Source organism: Archangium sp. (assembly GCF_036389735.1).
Classification (GTDB): domain Bacteria; phylum Myxococcota; class Myxococcia; order Myxococcales; family Myxococcaceae; genus Archangium.
In genome coordinates this window covers 1-16,273 of sequence record NZ_DASVWK010000262.1, presented here as the reverse complement: position 1 = coordinate 16,273, position 16,273 = coordinate 1, and the positions used below count along the sequence as shown (strand labels likewise).

The window sequence follows — 16,273 nt, the reverse complement described above, 5'->3', positions numbered from 1 at the left end:
CCGTACAACCCTTGAGCCAGGTAGACGTCGGCAAGCTCCTGCAGCGCGTCGGCGACGTCGGGATCATTCTTGCCATAGGCCGCTTCCGTGATCGCCAGCGCGCGCTTGAGGAGCGGCTCGGCACGGTCGTACAATCCCTGGGCCAGGTAGAGGGTGCCAAGTCTGCTCAGCAGCTTGGCGACGTAGGTGTTGCTCTCGCCATAGGCCGCTTCCGAGATGGCCAGCGCGCGCTTGAGGAGCGGCTCGGCACGGTCGTACAACCCCTGGGCCTTGGAGAGGCCGCCGAGGCTGCCGAGCGCGAGGGCGACATCATTGCTCTTCTCGCCGAAGGTCGCTCGCCGAATGGCCAGCGCGCGCTGGAGGAACGGCTCGGCGCGAGCGTACAACCCCTGGGCCATGTAGAGGTTGCCGAGGCCGACGACTGGCTCGGCGACGAGGAAATGGTTCTCGCCGAAGGTCGCTTGCCGAATGGCCAGCGCGCGCTCGTAGAGTGGCTCGGCTCGGCCGTACAACCCCTGGACCGCGCAGGCAACGGCGAACGTGTAGAGCGTCTCCCCGACGAGGGGATGGCTCTTGCCGAGGGCCGCCTCCTGAATGGCCAGTGCGCGCTCGTAGAGTGGCTCGGCACGAGCGAGCGTCCCCTGGCGCATGTGGACCGTCGTGATTGCCATGAGCGCATCCGCGACGTTGGGAGGGTTCTTGTCGAGGGCCGCTTCCAGCATGGCCAGCACACGCTGGAGGAGCGGCTCGGCACGAGCGGACAACCCCTGGGCCTGGTAGAAATCGATGAAGCCCCAGAGCGAGGCCACGACGCTGGGATGGTCCTTGCCGAGGACCGTTTCCCGAATGGTCAGTGAGTGCCGAAGGAGCAGCTCGGCACGAGCGGACAACCCCTGATTCAAGTAGACGACGGCGAGGCCGTCGAGCGTTTGAGCGACCTCCGGGTGGTTCTCGCCAAGGGCTGCTTTCCGAATGGCCAGTGCACGCGAGAAGAGCGGCTCGGCACGAGCGTACGAACCTTGTACCAGATGGAGTTGAGCGAGGTGGTGGAGCAACTCGGCGACGAGGGGATGATTCTCGCCGAAGGCCGCTTCCCGGATGGCCAGCGCGCGCTTGAGGAGCGGCTCGGCACGCTCGTACAACCCCTGGATCGGGTAGAGGCCGGCGAGGTGGGTGAGCGTTCGAGCGATCTCCGGGTGGTTCTCTCCGAGGGCCGCTTCCTGAATGGCCAGCGCGCGCCGAAGGAGCGGCTCGGCCTGGACAAGCTTCCCCTGAAGCAGGTGATGAGCACCAAGCTGGTCCAGACTCCTGGCCACGTCTGGATGGGTGCCCCCGAGCACGGCCTCCCGCAGCGCCAGCGCCTGCTCGCCCCTCGCGATGGCGTCGGCGTACCGGCCCGCGGCCCAGAGCGTGTTCGCCTCGTCGAAGGCCGTCCGCGCCTCCTGCTGTCGCGCATCCGGTGGCTCCTGCCCGGAGGCCGCTCCCGCCACACAGCACAGAACCACCACTACCAGCATCCACTCACGAACTCGCAGCATGTCGGTTCCTGGTACCCGTCCTGGTTCGATATCCCAGGCCTGACGTGTCAGACCTCAGCAGGCAGACCCGTGGCTCATCCACGCGCGCAAGGCCTCCGAACAGTGACCTCACAGTCAGATGGAGCCGGTGACCTGGAGAATCATGCAAACTTCACGTGGGAGCCGCCTGGCTAGGCCGCCATCGTCTCGGACTCCCCGGTGCGCTCGTCCACGTGGAGCGGCAGGAGCACGCGGAAGGTGGTGCCCTGGCCCACCACGCTCTCCACGGAGATGTCCCCCCCGTGCGTGGTGATGATGCGGTGGCACACCGAGAGCCCCAGCCCACTGCCCACGCCCACGGGCTTGGTGGTGAAGAAGGGCTTGAAGATGCGCTCCAGGTTCTCCGGCGGGATGCCACAGCCGGTGTCGCGCACCTCCACGACGACGTGGGAGCCCTGGCTCTTCCGGGCACTCAGGCGGATCTCATTGCGCGCCACCTGTCCCGGGGTGATCGCATGCGCCGCGTTGATGAGCAGGTTGAGGAACACCTGGCACAGGCGGGCGCCGTTGCCCTGCACCGGGGGCACGCCGTCCGTCTCCACCACGAGCCGCGCGCGGTTGCGGACCTCATGCGCCGCCATCTTCGACGCGCTCCGCAGCACCGAGCCCATGTCCACCGGGCCGACCTCCGTGTCGTCCTGCCGGGACAGCAGCTTGAGGTCCTGCACGAGCAGTCGCACCCGCTCGGCTCCCTCGCGCGCCTCGGAGAGGGCCGACAGCAATTCCTCCCGCTCCTCGGACGAGGGCATCCCCTGCGTGCGCTGGAGTTCCTCCTGCGCGTAGCCGAGATTGCTGAGAATGAAGGCGAGCGGATTGTTGATCTCATGGCCCACGCTCGCGGCGAGCTGCCCCATGGTGGCCAGCCGGTCCGCGAAGAGGAGCTGGGCATTGGCCTCCTCCAGCTCGGCGGTGCGCTGGCGCACGGTCTCCTTCAGCAGGGCGTTGTAGCGGCGCATCTCGCGCTCCGAGGACTCCGCCTCCGCCTTGGCCAGCCGCTCCTTCTCGAGCACGGTGTCGCGCAGCTCGGCGGCCATCCGGTTGAAGGCCCGCGCCAGCATGGCGTGCTCGTCCTGGCCCGTCACCGGCAGCTCGCTCGTGAAGTCACCCCGGCCGATGCGCTCCGCCCCCTCCAGCAGCGCCCGCGATGAGCGGTGCAGGGTGATGAGGAGGGTGGCCGCCAGCGCGAGCACGAGGACGAGCGCCACCAGGGGAACGACCATGCCCAGCACCTGGCCGAGGCGCAGCGCCCGGGAGCGCACGCGCTTGTGCTCCACCAGGCTGGCGCGCTTGGCCACCCAGAGCTTGTCGAGATGGGGCAACACCTCCGCCTGGAAGGTGTCGATGGACTCGTGCAGCACCCCGTCCGCCGCTCCCTCGGGAGCCTCCTGGACGCGGGCCTCCAGGCGCCGCATCCAGTCCAGATGCGCCTGCCGCGCCTCCTCGAAGCGGGCCAGCTCCTCCGTCAGCTCCTCGGGCTCCGCCCCGCGCAGCAGCAGCTCCCCCAGGTCCGCGAAGTCCTTCTCGGCGCGCTGCCGCTGGGCTTCGAACACGCCATGGAGCGCCTGCCCCTTCGCCTTCGCATCCAACAGGGCATGCGGCACCCACACGGCATCCGCGGTCAGCTTGCCATAGAGGGAGTTCTGCTCCTGGATGGCGAACACCCGCTCCATGCTCTGGCGCCCGCCCGTGGAGATGACGAAGAGCGAGCCTCCCACCACGGCCACGAGCCCCACCGCCACGAACGCGAACAGCAACACCTTGCCGCGCATTGTCATCAGGTGGGCCCTCGCATCGACCGTGGCTGGGAGCGGTCTACACCGAAATCATCGCCCAACCCGTATTTGTCGACAAGCCATCAAAGCGAGAAGCGCGCGAGGAACGCCTCGGGACGGGGATCCTTCTCCCACGCCTCCAGGACGACCTGACCAGGCGAGCGACCGGAGGCCGCCACCTCGGCGAGCGGCGCCAGCAGGGGCGCGTCCTCGCGATCCAGCCGCTCCAAGCCCCGGCGGGCGATGGCCACCATCTCCCCGGCCAGCCGATGCAGTTCGTGGTTGCCCAGCCGCCCGGCCAGACCCTGTCGGCGCGCGGTGTCGTGGAAGGCCAGGTGCTCCTCGTAGGAGAGCTTCGGCAGCAACCGCTCGCCCTCCTCCATGGCGCCCCGGTCGTACAGCAGCCCGCGCCACAGCGCCGCGAGCGCACCCGTCATCGGCGCCGACACGCAGTCCGCGCCTCTCACCTCGACGACCTTCTTCAGTCGCACCTCGGGGAAGAGCGTGGAGAGGTGATCCGTCCAGTCGCTCATGTCGGCGGGGCTGCCCTCGAAACCCTGCTGGATGAACTGGCGGAAGGTCATCTTCGGGCGGAGGTACTCGCCGCGCCGACGCAGGAAGAGGATGGGGGCATCCAGGGCCCAGTCGACGTAGGCGAGGTAGGAGAAGGAGCCGTCGAAGAAGGAGCGCAGGTAGCCACAGCGCGTCGGGTCCACCTCGTCCCAGACGCGGTTGCGGAAGGAGAGGTAGCCCGAGGGCTTGCCGTCCACCAGCGGGCTGTTGGCATAGAGGGCCACCATGAGCGGGGCCAGGCGCGCCACCAGCTCGGTCTTGCGCACGCAGTCGGCCTCGTCCTCCCAGTCGAGCGACACCTGCCCGGTGGACGTCATCAACATCATGTTGTGCGCCAACCGGCCGCGCTCGGGCAGCGTCTGCCGCATGGCGATGTAGCGCGACTTGGGCATCCACGACATGTCCGCTGGCGTCTGGAAGGGGCGATAGCCCAGGGCCACCAGCCGCAACCCGAGGGAGCTGGCGGCGGCCTTCACCTCGGCCAGGTGGGCCAGGTTCTCCGCGTGGGCCTCGCGCGCGGTGCGCCAGGGCGCGCCGGACAGCTCCAGCTGCCCGCCCGGCTCCAGGGAGATGGTGAGCATCCCCTTCTGGAGGGCGATGATGGGGGAGTCCGGCGTCTCCCGGAAGGGTGTGTAACCGGCCGGGGCCAGCCGCTCCAACAGCGCGCCGATGCCCGAAGGCCCCTCATAGGGGACCTGCCGCGCGGACTGGACGGGGTAGACGAATTTCTCGTGCTCGAGCCCCAGGAGGTGCTGGGACCGGGGCTTCTCGGCGGACCGGAAACCGGCCAACAACATGTCGATGGAGGTGATCGGCTCGGAGACTGCGCGCTGGAGATCGAGAGACATGGCGGCCCCTTTATAACCGTCATTGACCCGTCCGCTGTCATTTGCGCATCGTCCCGAGGATGACCCACCCTTCGCCGGTGCCCACCTTCTCCCCCCGGGCTGGTCCCGCGGACTTCTTCCAGGGGCTCGCCCTGCTGGGGCGGGCCGGAGGCCTCATCTTCCGCTCGCCCCGGCTGATGGGCCTGTCCGCCCTCTGCGCGCTCGTCACCCTGATCGCCCTGGGAGTCCTCTTCGGCCTCCTCTGGGTGTACGCCCCCCAGCTGCTGGGGGGGATGTGGACGCTTCCCACGGCCTGGTACGGTCGGGTCCTCTGGTACCTCGTCCTGGCGCTGCTGTTCGTCGTGCTGCTGGTGGTGGGGGCCAACGTGGTGGTGCCCGTGGTGCTGGCCCCCCTCCAGGACCCGCTGTCCGAAATCACCGAGGAGCTGTGCGGGGACTTCACCTCGCCGCCCTTCCGCCTGGGGCCCTTCTTCCGGGGCCTGGTCATCAGCGTGACGCACACCCTGACGCGCGTCTTCTTCCTGCTGCTGGGGCTCGCCGTGCTCTTCCCCCTCAACCTGATTCCGGTGGCGGGCAACGTGCTGTGGACGGTGCTGGGCACGCTGTGGACGATGTTCTGGTTGGCCGGTGAGCATCTGGCCGCGCCCATGACGCGCCACACGTACCCCTTCGCCGAGGTGCGCCGGGTGATGCGTCAGCGCTGGCTCCTCTGCCTGGGCTTCGGGCTGGGCGTCTATCTCCTCCTCTGGGTGCCCCTGCTCAACACCTTCTTCCTCCCAGTGGCCGTGGTCGGAGGCACGCTCCTCTTCCGGGGATTGCGTGCGGTGGGGAACGTTCCACCCCCTCCAGGAGCCCTCGGGAAATAATCCCCCGGCCCGGTTGTCTGGGTCTGGTCGCCCCGACGCGGGAACGCCGCGCCTCTTCTTGGCGTTCTCCAACGTTGCGCGATGACGACCGCTTGAAGCACCGAGGGTCCATGATTAGGCTTGCTCGGCTGCTCCCAGCGCTCGTTGCTCTCGCCAACTCCTTGAGTTTGCTGGGTTTTTCACGCATCACCCCCGGGGCTCACGAGCCCCACCCTGGATGAATCATGCCGCGACTTTTTCGCCGGATGCTCGCCGTCGCCGTCCTTCTTGGCGCCTGGGCCCTTGTGGGCAATGACCGGGCACCCCTTCCCCTGACGCTCGGCGTGGCGGAGGCCGGCCAGGGTAGCAACGCGTCGGACTCCACCCGGGTGGCCGGCGAGAAGGGTCAGCACGACCTCTCCTCGCTGCGCGTCTTCACCAAGGTCATCCTCTATGTGAAGGACAACTACGTCGACCCCAAGCGCGTGAAGCCCAAGGAGATGATGATCTCCGCGCTGGAGTACGTGGAGAAGAGCGTCCCGGACGTGCTCGTGGACGGCAACGCCGAGACGGGCAAGCTCAACCTCAACGTCAACGGCAAGACGCGCGAGTTCGACATCAGCCACGTCGACTCGCTCTGGAAGATGTCCTTCACGCTCAAGGACGTCTTCGACTTCGTCAACAAGAACATGCGTCCCATGGAGGACACCCGCGACGTCGAGTACGCGGCCGTCAACGGGATGCTCTCCACGCTGGATCCCCACTCGGTGCTGCTGCGCCCGGAGATCTACCGGGAGATGAAGCTGTCCACGAAGGGCGAGTTCGGCGGCCTGGGCTTCGTCATCCAGATGCGCGAGGGCAACCTCACGGTGGTCAAGGTGCTGCCCAAGACGCCGGCCTACCGCGCGGGCATCCAGAAGGATGACCAGATCAAGCGCATTGGCGAGGAGTCCACGGTCAACATGGACCTCAACGAGGCCGTGTCCAAGCTGCGCGGCGCGGTGGACAGCCGCGTCTCCATCACCGTGGAGCGCAAGGGCTGGGACAAGCCGCGCCCCATGTCGCTCAGCCGCGCGATGATCTCCATCGAGAGCGTCCAGTCCAAGCTGCTGGCGGGCAACGTGGGCTACGTGCGCCTGAAGAACTTCCAGGGCAACACCACCCGCGACCTGCAGGCGGCCATCTCCGAGATGCGCCGGCAGACCGAGAGCAAGGGCGGCCTCAAGGGCCTGGTGCTGGACATGCGCGGCAACCCCGGCGGTCTGCTGGAGCAGGCCATCCAGGTGTCCGACACGTTCATCTCCAACGGCACGCTCGTGTCCACGGTGGGCCTGTCGGACAAGCTGCGCGAGGAGAAGCGCGCCCGTCCGGACGAGGGCGAGGACACCTACCCCATCGCCGTGCTGGTGAACGCGGGCAGCGCCTCGGCCTCGGAGATCGTCGCCGGCGCGCTCAAGAACCTCAACCGCGCCGTCATCATCGGCCGCCAGACGTTCGGCAAGGGCAGCGTGCAGGTGCTCTATGACTTCCCGGACGACAGCGCGCTCAAGCTGACCATCGCCAAGTACCTCACCCCGGGCGACGTCTCCATCCAGGAGGTCGGTATCGTCCCGGACATCGAGCTGGTGCCCGCGGCCGTCACCGACGAGCGCGTGTTCGTGTTCGCCCCCCGCAAGACGATCGGCGAGGCGGACCTGGATCAGCACTTCGGCAACCCCAACTCGGACTCCGTGGCCAAGAAGCGCGAGGACGTGCTGGGCCGTGAGAAGCCGCTCGAGTCGCTCAAGTACCTCAAGGTGGACGAGAAGCAGCAGCAGGCGGCCAAGGCCAAGAAGGAAGAGGCCGACAAGAACCCCGAGGTCGCCGCCAAGGGGGAGAAGAACCCGCTGCTGGACGTGGAGTCGGTGGGCACCGTCGAGGAGCTCGACGACCAGATGGACGCCGAGAGCCAGGATGAGATCAAGGAGGACTTCGAGGTGCAGTTCGCCCGCGACTACGTCCTCCAGGTGCCGCTGACCGAGCGGCGCGCGATGCTCCAGAAGGGCAAGTCCTTCGTGGAGCAGAAGCGCCGCGAGGAGGAGCAGCGCATCAACTCCGCCATCAGCGCGCTCAACCTGGATTGGAGCGCGGGTGCCACGCCCAAGGACGTGAAGCTCGCCGCCACCTTCACCCCGGCCGCCGACCAGCGCATCGCCGCGGGCGAGACGTTCGACCTGACCGTCACCGCGGAGAACAAGGGTGCCGAGGCGCTCAAGCGCGTGCGTGCCTGGACGGAGAGCGACAACTACTACCTGGACCGCCGCGAGTTCCTCTTCGGCAGCCTCGCCCCCGGTGAGAAGAAGACGTGGAAGGTGAAGGTCAAGCTGCCCAAGGACCTCACCTCGCGCCGCGACGAGGTCACCGTGAAGTTCCACGACGACAACGGGGCCCTGCCCACCACGCTCGTCAGCGAGCTGAGCTTCGCCGAGCTGCCCCGTCCCGCCTTCGCCTTCAACTGGCAGGTCATCGACACCTGCGAGTCGTGCAACAGCGACGGCGTGGCCCAGCGCGGTGAGAACATCACCCTGGTGCTGGACGTGACGAACACCGGCAAGGGCAAGGCGCTCGACTCGTTCGCGCAGATCAAGAATGTCGGCGACCCGAACATCTTCATCGAGAAGGGCCGCTTCAAGCTGGGCGAAATGGCTCCGGGCGAGACGAAGACCGCGCGCTTCCAGCTCGAGGTGAAGAAGGCCTTCCACGAGGAGACCTTCCCGCTCAAGCTCGCCATCGTCGACGAGCCTCTCGAGGAGTTCGCCATGGAGAAGCTGATGATCCCCGTGACGGACGCCGCCGTGGCGAAGTTCGAGCCGAAGAAGGGCCTGGTGAAGCTCGCGGAGAAGGTGGAGCTGCTGGCCTCGCCGCAGGCTGACGGCGCGGTGCTGGCCAGGCTCTCCCGCCCGGCGATGCTCACCACCGAGGCCTCGACCAAGGGTTTCTACCGGGTGGAGCTGGAGAAGGATCGCTTCGCCTTCGTGCGCGCCCAGGATGCTCGCGACGCGCGCGGCAAGGCCACGCCCAGCAAGGACCTGATGACGTACGTGGCCCGCCGCGCCCCGCCGGACATCAAGCTCGACGTGGACGCCAGCCAGGGGGGCCTCGTGGCCAACGGCGACAAGTTCACCCTCAGTGGCGAGGTGAACGACCTCACCGGCCTGCTGGACATGTACGTCCTGGTGAATGACCAGAAGGTCTACTTCCAGGCCGTGGACCCGACCAAGGGCAACGAGCCGCGCAAGATGAAGTTCTCCACCGAGTTCAACCTCAAGGAGGGCAACAACAGCATCCTGGTGGTGGCGCGCGAGAGCACCGAGTTCGCCAGCCGGCGTACGCTCGTCATCCGCCGCCGTCCCGCCGAGGTGGCCCAGAAGGTGGCCACTCCGGCGCCGGCCAAGCCGGCCAAGTCGGCCACGCCGTAGCGCAGTAGCGCGGCTGATCGTCCGTCTCCGGGCGACTTTCGTCGGGGCTCTTCCGCCCCCTCGGAGGCCGCCCGTTTTATTGACCCCCTCCTCTCACGCACGCTAGCGTCGGTCCGTTCTGGCGCCTTGCGCCTGGGAGGCGGTACTGAGGATGCGGACGTTCAGCCGTTGGATGGTCCTCGCGGTGCTGGTGTGCGGTCCCGCCGCGTATGCGGATCGCAACGACCTCGAGATCACGAAGCTCGGCAACCCGAACACGAAGTCAGCCACGTTCGACCCCGAGGCGAACGGGAACTTCCGCGCCTTCGCCCGGACGTTCGCCGCGGTCCTCACCTCGGCGAACCTGATGCCGCCGGAGACGCTGGGACACGCGGGCTTCTCCGTCAACGGGGAGCTGGGCACCATTTCCCTGCCCTCCTCGGTGCTACTGCCCACGGAGCGGCCGCAGACGGCGTCGCTGCTGCTGCCCTCGGTACACGTGCGCAAGGGCCTGCCCTTCTCCCTGGAGCTGGGCACGCGCATCGGCTGGGTGGATCGCAGCCGCATGTTCGCCGCCACCGGCGAGCTCAAGTGGGCCGTCAACGAGGGCTTCACCTGGCTGCCCGACATCGGCGTGCGCGCCCACGTGACGCGGCTGCTGGGCAACAGGGACTTCGATCTGACGGCGGCCGGCCTGGACATGGGCGTGGGCAAGCAGTTCCCGCTCGGGGGCATGGTGACGCTCACCCCCTACGGCGGCCTCGATCTGATCGGCGTGATGGCCACCACGGACACGCTCGACTTCCGGCAGGACCGGACGGTGGACGACACGATCAACCCGGCCAACCCCTACGCCGGCCTGGATGACACCGGCGTCTACCAGGAGGTGAAGCTGGGCCAGAACATCAACACCCGCGTCTATGGCGGCGTGCGCTTCATCGGCGGCGCGCTCCAGCTCGGCGCCGAGCTGTCCGTCACCCAGCCGGGCTCCATCCCGGTGACCAACGAGGCCACGGGCGAGACGACCGACCGGAGCCTGCCGGCGGTGGTGGGCTTCAGCGGCACGCTCGGCCTGGACTTCTAGGCCGCCTTGCCGCGCAGGGCCTCGCGAAGGAAGCGGGGCTTGTTGGTGATGAGGTAGGAGACGCCCATCTGCTCCAGCAGCCGGGCGCGCTCCGGTTCATCCACCGTCCACACCGCCACGCGCAGGCCCTTCTGGCGCCACTCCTCCACGCGCTCCGGCGTGCACTGCTCGTGGTACGGGTGCACCGAGTGCGAGGAGACGAGCGGGTTCATCAGGTACGCCTGCGGTCCCCAGCGCTTGTCCGGATCGATGAGGTAGCCCCGGCGCAGGGAGGGCGCGGCGGCGGCGGTGCGGAAGAGGCACAGCGGGTTGAAGCTGGAGATGACCACCCGCTCCTCCAGGCCCCAGCCGGTGACGAGCTCCGCCACCTTCCGGGACAGCCCTCCGTCCTCGAAGTGGTCGCACTTGAGCTCGATGTTGATGAGGAAGTGCGAGGGCAGCGCGTCCAGCACCTCCTCCAGCAGGGGAATGCGGGCGGGCGCGAAGCCGAGCCGGCTGCCTACGTCCGCCTGTTTCAGCTTCCACCAGGACGTGGTGCGCACCTCCCAGGGCAGGCCGGCGAGCCGCTGGAGGTGCTCGTCATGGCACACCACCACCTCGCCGGAGCCGCACACCATGGCGTCCAGTTCCACGCCGTCGGCCCCCTGGGCCACGGCCTCCTGGAAGGCGGCGAGGGTGTTCTCCGGGGCATCGGCGCTGGCACCACGGTGGGCGAGCAGGAGCATGTCCCCAGTGTGCGACAGGCCGGCCCGGCGGGCGAGCGTCCCGAGCGGGCTCGTCCAGGGTGTGACAGGCGGCTTGCCTCACCCCGGGCTTTGCTGCACTGTGCGCGGCATGTTGGGCCTACGCCTCGGAGAGATTCTCTTCATTGCCTTCATCCTCGTGGTGGTGTTCTCCGCCGCTCGGATGGGACAGCTCGGCAATGCCGTGGGCAAGTTCGTCTACTCGTTCAAGAAGGCCTCCAAGGGTGAGGACTTCGTGGACGTGAAGACCCTGCCCCGCGCCAAGCGGGGCCAGGACGTCTCCGACGCCAACTACACCGACTCCGACTCGAAGCGCACCTAGCCCCCGGCGCCCAGCAGGCGCGCGGCCTGCTCTCGCAGCGAGGGGTGCACCGAGGAGTCTCCAGCCAGCTCGGCCAGGTCGCTCGCGTTGAGCAGGGGGACGATCTTCACCCCCACCTCGGGCGGCAGGTACGGGTTGAAGACGAGCGCGCGGCGCACCGAGTGGCGTGAGGACCAGCGCGTGGCCTTCCAGATTTCCACCAGCGGCTCGGGCCGGGCCGGGCGGCGCGCGGCCATGCGCACCACCAGGTCCTCGGTGAGGCGGGGGTTGAGGAGCGCGTTGCGGATCACCGCGGGGTTGCTCACCGTGGCCATCCGCGAGAGCACGTCCGGGTCCCGGGTCATCCGGGCCTGCTGCTTGAGGTGGCCCAGGGACTGGGTGAAGGCCTGGGCGTCCGACTTGGCCGCCGCGCCCTGGTCGAGCTCCTTCTGGGCCGGCCCCGTCTCGAAGAGGTCCGCCACCGACTCCAGGGACTGCACCTCGGCCATGCGGCGCAGCGAGTCCGCGTAGGGGATTTGAGCGGCCTCCAGGCCCAGCGCCGACACGAAGGCGGACAGGACACAGGTGGCCGGCTCCCAGCTCGCGCGAGCCAGGAGGATGACGTGGTGGAGGAGCTCGTTGGCGTCCAACGGGTCCCTCTTCGCCAGCTCGCGCGCGGCGGCCTTGCGGACGATCTCCGCACTGCCGCTCAACGCGTGCAGCCGCCGGACGACGACCTTGGCCTCGTCACGGCTGGGCATTGCCCGCCTTCTCCTGGGTCCCTCCAGCGGCGACCCGCGCCTGCGGCTCGAACGTCACCTCGAGCCGGAAGCTGCCCAGGTCGGAGGGGTAGTCGTAGAAGAGGACGACGAAGGGAGCCCGGGCACCGGGAGCCACTTCCTGGGCGGCGGCATCCAGGCGGGTGCGCAGCGCATCGGCGGCCGCGGCGTTCTTGAGGGTGAAGAGTTCCTCGGACGAGGGCACGGTGCCCACGAGGCCCTCGGCGGACTTCACCCGCTGAGCGCCGTCGTACAGCGAGACGAGCGCCTTCACGCGCACGGGGTCGGTGCCCCGGTTCTCCACCTCGCCCCGGACGAAGAAGAGGGTGCGCCCGTCGTGGGTCTCATAGAGACCGTTGGACAGGTCCTTCCCCATCAGGGGCAGCGTGGGCGACACCAGCTCCCGCATCTTCGAGGGCGACAGGGCGGACAGCTCCACCCGGCCACCGTTGAGCCAGGCGGTGCCCAGCGCGAGGAGGCCGAGCACCAGCACCGCCGCCACCACGACCTGGGCGGCCACGGCGGCCAGACGCTGGACCGGACGCGGACCCCCGGCGGAGTCCTCACGCGGCTTCTTCGCGGGCTCGGCGGGCGCGGCGATCACTGGCGCCGCGGACGTCGGCGTCATCGCCGGCAGGTCGGGGAGGATCTCCCGAGTTGGCGGCGCACCGCCCGGGAAGTCCGGGATGGGGAACGGGTTGCGCTCCGTCTGCGCGTCCGACTTGGCGATGGGCGTCGCCGCGACGGTCTGCGTGGCGCCCCAATCCGGGATGGCCGAGGGAGCGGCCTGCTGCGGGGCACCCCAGTCCGGGATGGCCGACGGAGCGGGGGCGGGGCTCGGAGCCGGCGGCAGCGCGGCCACGGGGTCGAAGGAGACGAACGGGTTGTTCCCCTCCAGGCCCTCCATCTCCTCGAAAGCCGGAGCCGGGGCGGGCGCGGCGTGCTGGGCCGGAGGCAGCGTGGGCGTGGCCCGCAGCGTCGCCGCGTCATCCGGAGGCAGGTTGAACGGGTCATCCGCGTCGAAGCTCACCGGCGCGCTGCTCCGCGACGGGACGGGCGCGGGGGCGGGCTTCGGAGCTGGAGCCGGCGCGGTGCTCCGGGCCGGAACCTGGACGGGCGCGGCGGGCTTCGGAGCTGGCGCGGGGCTCCGGGCCGGAACGGGCCTGGGTGCCGGAGCCGCCTCGGCGAATGGATTGCTTTCGTCGAAGGACAGCGACAGCGAGGGTCCCGCGGCCGGGCTGGCCGGAGCGGTCGTCTTGGCCTGAGGGCCGAACGCGAGGGCTCCCGCGGGCTTGTCGGGCAGGGGGGCCTTCGCGGCGAGCTGGAGCGACTCGGCGGGCGAGGGGGTGTTCTCGCCCATGAACTCCATCAGCGGGTCCAGGTCGAGCGTGCCCGGAGTCTTCGGCACATCCATCCCGCCGCCCACCCGGGGCAGCGACGTGGGCACGGGCGCGGTCCCACCTCGGGGGAAGGCGACGCCTGGGGCCGTGGCGGCCACGGGCCTCGCCACGGGCGCGGAGGCCCGAGGGGCCTCGAGGGGAGTGCCGGACCGGGGAGGCGCCGCGGGCTTCGCGGCGGGCTCGACGGAGGGCACGGAAGGTCCAGCCGGAGTCGACGTGGCGGACGAGGCGTCCTCACGCACGACCCGGAAGGTATGCTGACACTTGGTGCAGCGGACCTTGACCCCCTTGTCGGTCACCTTCTCGTCGGGGATCTTGAACCGCGTCTGGCAACGCTCACACTTGACGATCATTCAGGGCTCGGCCGGTTCGTGAGTATAGGCGCAGAGAGGCACCACCGCGAACATGCCTCCACCCAGCTTGCTCGCCCCCAACCCCTCTGCTACAGGCTTTCGTCCCGCACCGAGTGCGAAAGCCCCGGATGTGGGGGAGAATGCGGACATGAGCGAGCCAGAGCAGGCAGGCGTGCCGGGCAAGGAGCCCAAGGTCATCAAGCGGTACACCAACCGCAAGCTCTACGACACCGTGGAGAGCCGGTATGTGACCCTCGATGAGATCGCGCTGATGATCAAAGAGGGGGTGGAGGTCCAGATCGTCGACAATCGGACGAAGGAGGACCTGACCTCGGTCACGCTGGCGCAGATCATCTTCGAGGAGGAGAAGAAGCGGAACCGGATGCCGCTGACGGTGCTCCGGGAGATCATCCGCCATCCCGGCGAGTCGCTGACGGGCTTCATCCAGAAGGAGGTCACCCCCCGGGTGGCGTCCATCCGTGAGGAGGCCGAGTCGCGCCTGGACAAGCTGCTGCGGCGCGAGGACAAGCGCGAGGACGGCACGCCGGAGGGCGAGGCCACGACCGCCGAGTCACCTACCGAGCAGACGGACGCGACGGCCAACGCCGCGGCCACTGCGGCGGGAGGCCCCGCGGAGCTGCTCAAGGCCAGCCAGCGAGCGCTGGAGGAATGGCAGCGCCGGGTCGACGAGCGGGTGAAGCACGTCGTGGAGAACCTGGCGGGCAACCTGCCAGCGATGGGCCGCGACATGCAGGCGCTGGTGCAGCGGCTGGAAGAGCTGGAGAAGAAGCTCGACGAGCTCGAGAAGAACAAGCAGCAATAACCCTGGAAGCGGGCGGGGGTGAGGGTCAACGCTCGGACCCTCCCCTTCCCCACCAGCGCTACGCCACCCGGGAGGCCTTCTTGCGAGCGCCACCGCGCCGGGTGCCCTTGGCCGGCTCGCCATAAATCTCAGAGGCGATGGCGCCGAGCATCTTCGCGCCGGAGCTGCCAGGCGCGTACTCCCAGATGGTCTTCCCATGGCTCTGGGCCTCGTCCACCTTGACGTTGTAGCCCAGGGGCGTGGCCGCGAGCGTGTCGGGGAAGTAGGCGCCGAGTCGCTCGAGGATGGCGGTGGCGAGGGAGGTGCGCCGGTAGAGGGTGGGCACCACCTTGGTGATGCGCAACTCGGGGCGGCCCTCGGACTCGGCGACCTGGCGGACGGTGTCGGCCACCTCGGCGCACCCATCGAGCGCGAAGTACGTGAGGCCCACGGGCACGACGACCTCGGTGGCGGCCACGAGGATGTTGCGGGTGGTGAGGCCCATGGACGGAGGCGCGTCGAAGACGAGCACGTCGAAGCCGGCGGCCTCCGCGGGGGCCAGCCGCTCGGCGAGTCGGTGCGCGCGGCGCGGGTCATTGGCCACGGCGAGCGGAAAGTCCGCCATCTCCTTGTAGGAGGGCAGGACGGACAGGCCCTCGATGGCCGAGGGCCGCACCACGTCCTCCAGGCGCACGTCGGGCTCGGTGAGCAGGTGGAAGACGTTGCGAGGCAGCGTGCGCACGTCCAGGCCGAGTGACTTGCCCGCGTGCCCCTGCGTGTCCAGGTCCACCAGGAGGACCTTGAGGCCGCGCTCCCGCGTGAGCCACGCGGCGGTGTTGACCGCGAGCGTCGTCTTGCAGGTGCCACCCTTCTCGTTGATGAAAGCGATGCGCCGCATGGAGAGCCTCTACTTCTTCCGGGACGAGGCCAGGGTGTCCACCTTGGACTCGATGGAGGACAGCAGGCGCTCCAGGTCGTCCACCTTGGTGCGCAGCTGCTCCACGTCCGCGGTGGAGGGCAGGTTCATGGCGGCCAGGGCCGAGCGCAGCGCGCTGTCCATCGTCCCCTTGGCGGCCAGCGAGCGCGACACCAACGTCTGCACCATGGTGACGAACTTCTCGTTGGACATGAGCTGCTGCGCCAGCTTGCCGACGCGCTCCTCGCCCGTCTCGACGAGCTTCTTCACCACGGGATTGTTCTTGAGCATGAATGGTCCTGGAGAAAACGCGCGAACTCTGGAAGGACGCGACGCGACGTGTCAAGCGATGGAAGCAAGAGGACGGAGCGCGTTGACAGGGGGGAGGGGCGTCCTTACGGTTCGCCGCTCCTGATGGCCGGCCTGCTCGACAAGAGGGTGTGGATCGTTTCCGGGAAGGGCGGCGTGGGGAAGAGCACCATCTCCGCCGCGCTGGCCTTGCGCTCGGCGCGCGCCGGAAGACGCACGTTGGTGTGCGAGGTGAACACGCAGGAGCGCATCAGCCGCCTGCTGGGGCACGAGCCGGTGGGCCCCGAGGTGAAGAAGCTGGAGGACAACCTGTGGGCGGTGGACGTGCGCCCCCAGGAGGCCATGCGCGAGTACGCGCTGATGGTCCTGCGCTTCGAGACCCTCTACAAGACGGTCTTCGAGAACAAGGTCGTGCGCTACTTCCTGCGCTTCATCCCGTCCCTCCAAGAACTGGTGATGCTGGGGAAGATTCTCTTCCACGCGCAGGAGAAGCGTCCGGATGGTCAGCCGTTGTGGGACACCATCGTGATGGAC

Annotated in this window: 14 protein-coding genes; 6 read left to right on the top strand and 8 right to left on the bottom strand. The window is 68.8% G+C overall.

What is annotated here, in order from left to right; all coding sequences use genetic code 11:
- From VF794_RS09515 to VF794_RS09505, 3 genes are all read right to left on the bottom strand, one after another.
- A partial coding sequence (locus tag VF794_RS09515; RefSeq protein ID WP_331108961.1) for a tetratricopeptide repeat protein occupies positions 1 to 1,538 on the bottom strand: 1,538 nt, incomplete at its 3' end.
- Between the two features lie 170 nt (positions 1,539 to 1,708).
- The gene (locus VF794_RS09510; protein WP_331108959.1) at positions 1,709 to 3,352 is read right to left on the bottom strand and encodes a sensor histidine kinase; all 1,644 of its coding nucleotides are present in this window, start codon (positions 3,350 to 3,352) and stop codon (positions 1,709 to 1,711) included.
- Between the two features lie 80 nt (positions 3,353 to 3,432).
- On the bottom strand, positions 3,433 to 4,770 hold the full coding sequence (locus VF794_RS09505; RefSeq protein WP_331108957.1) for a glutamate--cysteine ligase: 1,338 nt from the start codon (positions 4,768 to 4,770) through the stop codon (positions 3,433 to 3,435).
- 59 nt (positions 4,771 to 4,829) lie between these two features.
- Here VF794_RS09505 and VF794_RS09500 point away from each other — a divergent pair, with 59 nt between their 5' ends.
- From VF794_RS09500 to VF794_RS09490, 3 genes are all read left to right on the top strand, one after another.
- Complete coding sequence (locus VF794_RS09500; RefSeq protein ID WP_331108955.1) at positions 4,830 to 5,636, top strand: EI24 domain-containing protein; 807 nt, start codon at positions 4,830 to 4,832, stop codon at positions 5,634 to 5,636.
- A 224-nt stretch (positions 5,637 to 5,860) separates the two neighbouring features.
- Positions 5,861 to 9,073 (top strand): MXAN_5808 family serine peptidase, encoded by a 3,213-nt coding sequence (locus tag VF794_RS09495; protein WP_331108953.1) that lies wholly within the window; start codon positions 5,861 to 5,863, stop codon positions 9,071 to 9,073.
- A 151-nt stretch (positions 9,074 to 9,224) separates the two neighbouring features.
- Positions 9,225 to 10,136: a hypothetical protein gene (locus VF794_RS09490; protein WP_331108951.1), complete on the top strand. Its 912-nt coding sequence runs from the start codon at positions 9,225 to 9,227 to the stop codon at positions 10,134 to 10,136.
- On the opposite strand, the gene VF794_RS09485 is transcribed toward VF794_RS09490, so the two are convergent.
- Positions 10,133 to 10,861, bottom strand: a complete 729-nt coding sequence (locus VF794_RS09485) for a glycerophosphodiester phosphodiesterase (RefSeq protein ID WP_331108949.1) — start codon at positions 10,859 to 10,861, stop codon at positions 10,133 to 10,135. The genes VF794_RS09490 and VF794_RS09485 overlap by 4 nt on opposite strands.
- A gap of 109 nt (positions 10,862 to 10,970) precedes the next feature.
- Between VF794_RS09485 and VF794_RS09480 the strand changes: the two genes are divergently transcribed.
- Entirely contained in the window at positions 10,971 to 11,201 is a 231-nt protein-coding gene (locus VF794_RS09480; RefSeq protein WP_331108947.1) for a twin-arginine translocase TatA/TatE family subunit, read from the top strand.
- On the opposite strand, the gene VF794_RS09475 is transcribed toward VF794_RS09480, so the two are convergent.
- Both VF794_RS09475 and VF794_RS09470 read right to left on the bottom strand, forming a co-directional pair.
- A complete protein-coding gene (locus tag VF794_RS09475; RefSeq protein WP_331108945.1) occupies positions 11,198 to 11,941 on the bottom strand; it encodes a hypothetical protein in 744 nt (247 codons plus the stop codon). The genes VF794_RS09480 and VF794_RS09475 overlap by 4 nt on opposite strands.
- The gene (locus VF794_RS09470) at positions 11,928 to 13,712 is read right to left on the bottom strand and encodes a zinc-ribbon domain-containing protein (protein WP_331108943.1); all 1,785 of its coding nucleotides are present in this window, start codon (positions 13,710 to 13,712) and stop codon (positions 11,928 to 11,930) included. Before VF794_RS09470 ends, VF794_RS09475 begins: the two co-directional genes overlap by 14 nt.
- Before the next feature lie 148 nt (positions 13,713 to 13,860).
- Between VF794_RS09470 and VF794_RS09465 the strand changes: the two genes are divergently transcribed.
- Positions 13,861 to 14,535, top strand: coding sequence for a polyhydroxyalkanoate synthesis regulator DNA-binding domain-containing protein (locus tag VF794_RS09465; RefSeq protein ID WP_331108941.1), 675 nt, complete (start codon positions 13,861 to 13,863; stop codon positions 14,533 to 14,535).
- A 58-nt stretch (positions 14,536 to 14,593) separates the two neighbouring features.
- Here the strand turns inward: VF794_RS09465 and VF794_RS09460 are convergent, their stop codons facing one another.
- Entirely contained in the window at positions 14,594 to 15,412 is an 819-nt protein-coding gene (locus VF794_RS09460; RefSeq protein WP_331108939.1) for a ParA family protein, read from the bottom strand.
- 9 nt (positions 15,413 to 15,421) lie between these two features.
- Entirely contained in the window at positions 15,422 to 15,721 is a 300-nt protein-coding gene (locus VF794_RS09455; RefSeq protein ID WP_331108937.1) for a hypothetical protein, read from the bottom strand.
- A gap of 123 nt (positions 15,722 to 15,844) precedes the next feature.
- Here VF794_RS09455 and VF794_RS09450 point away from each other — a divergent pair.
- Positions 15,845 to 16,273: ArsA-related P-loop ATPase (locus VF794_RS09450; RefSeq protein WP_331108935.1), on the top strand; the 429-nt coding region annotated here is incomplete at its 3' end.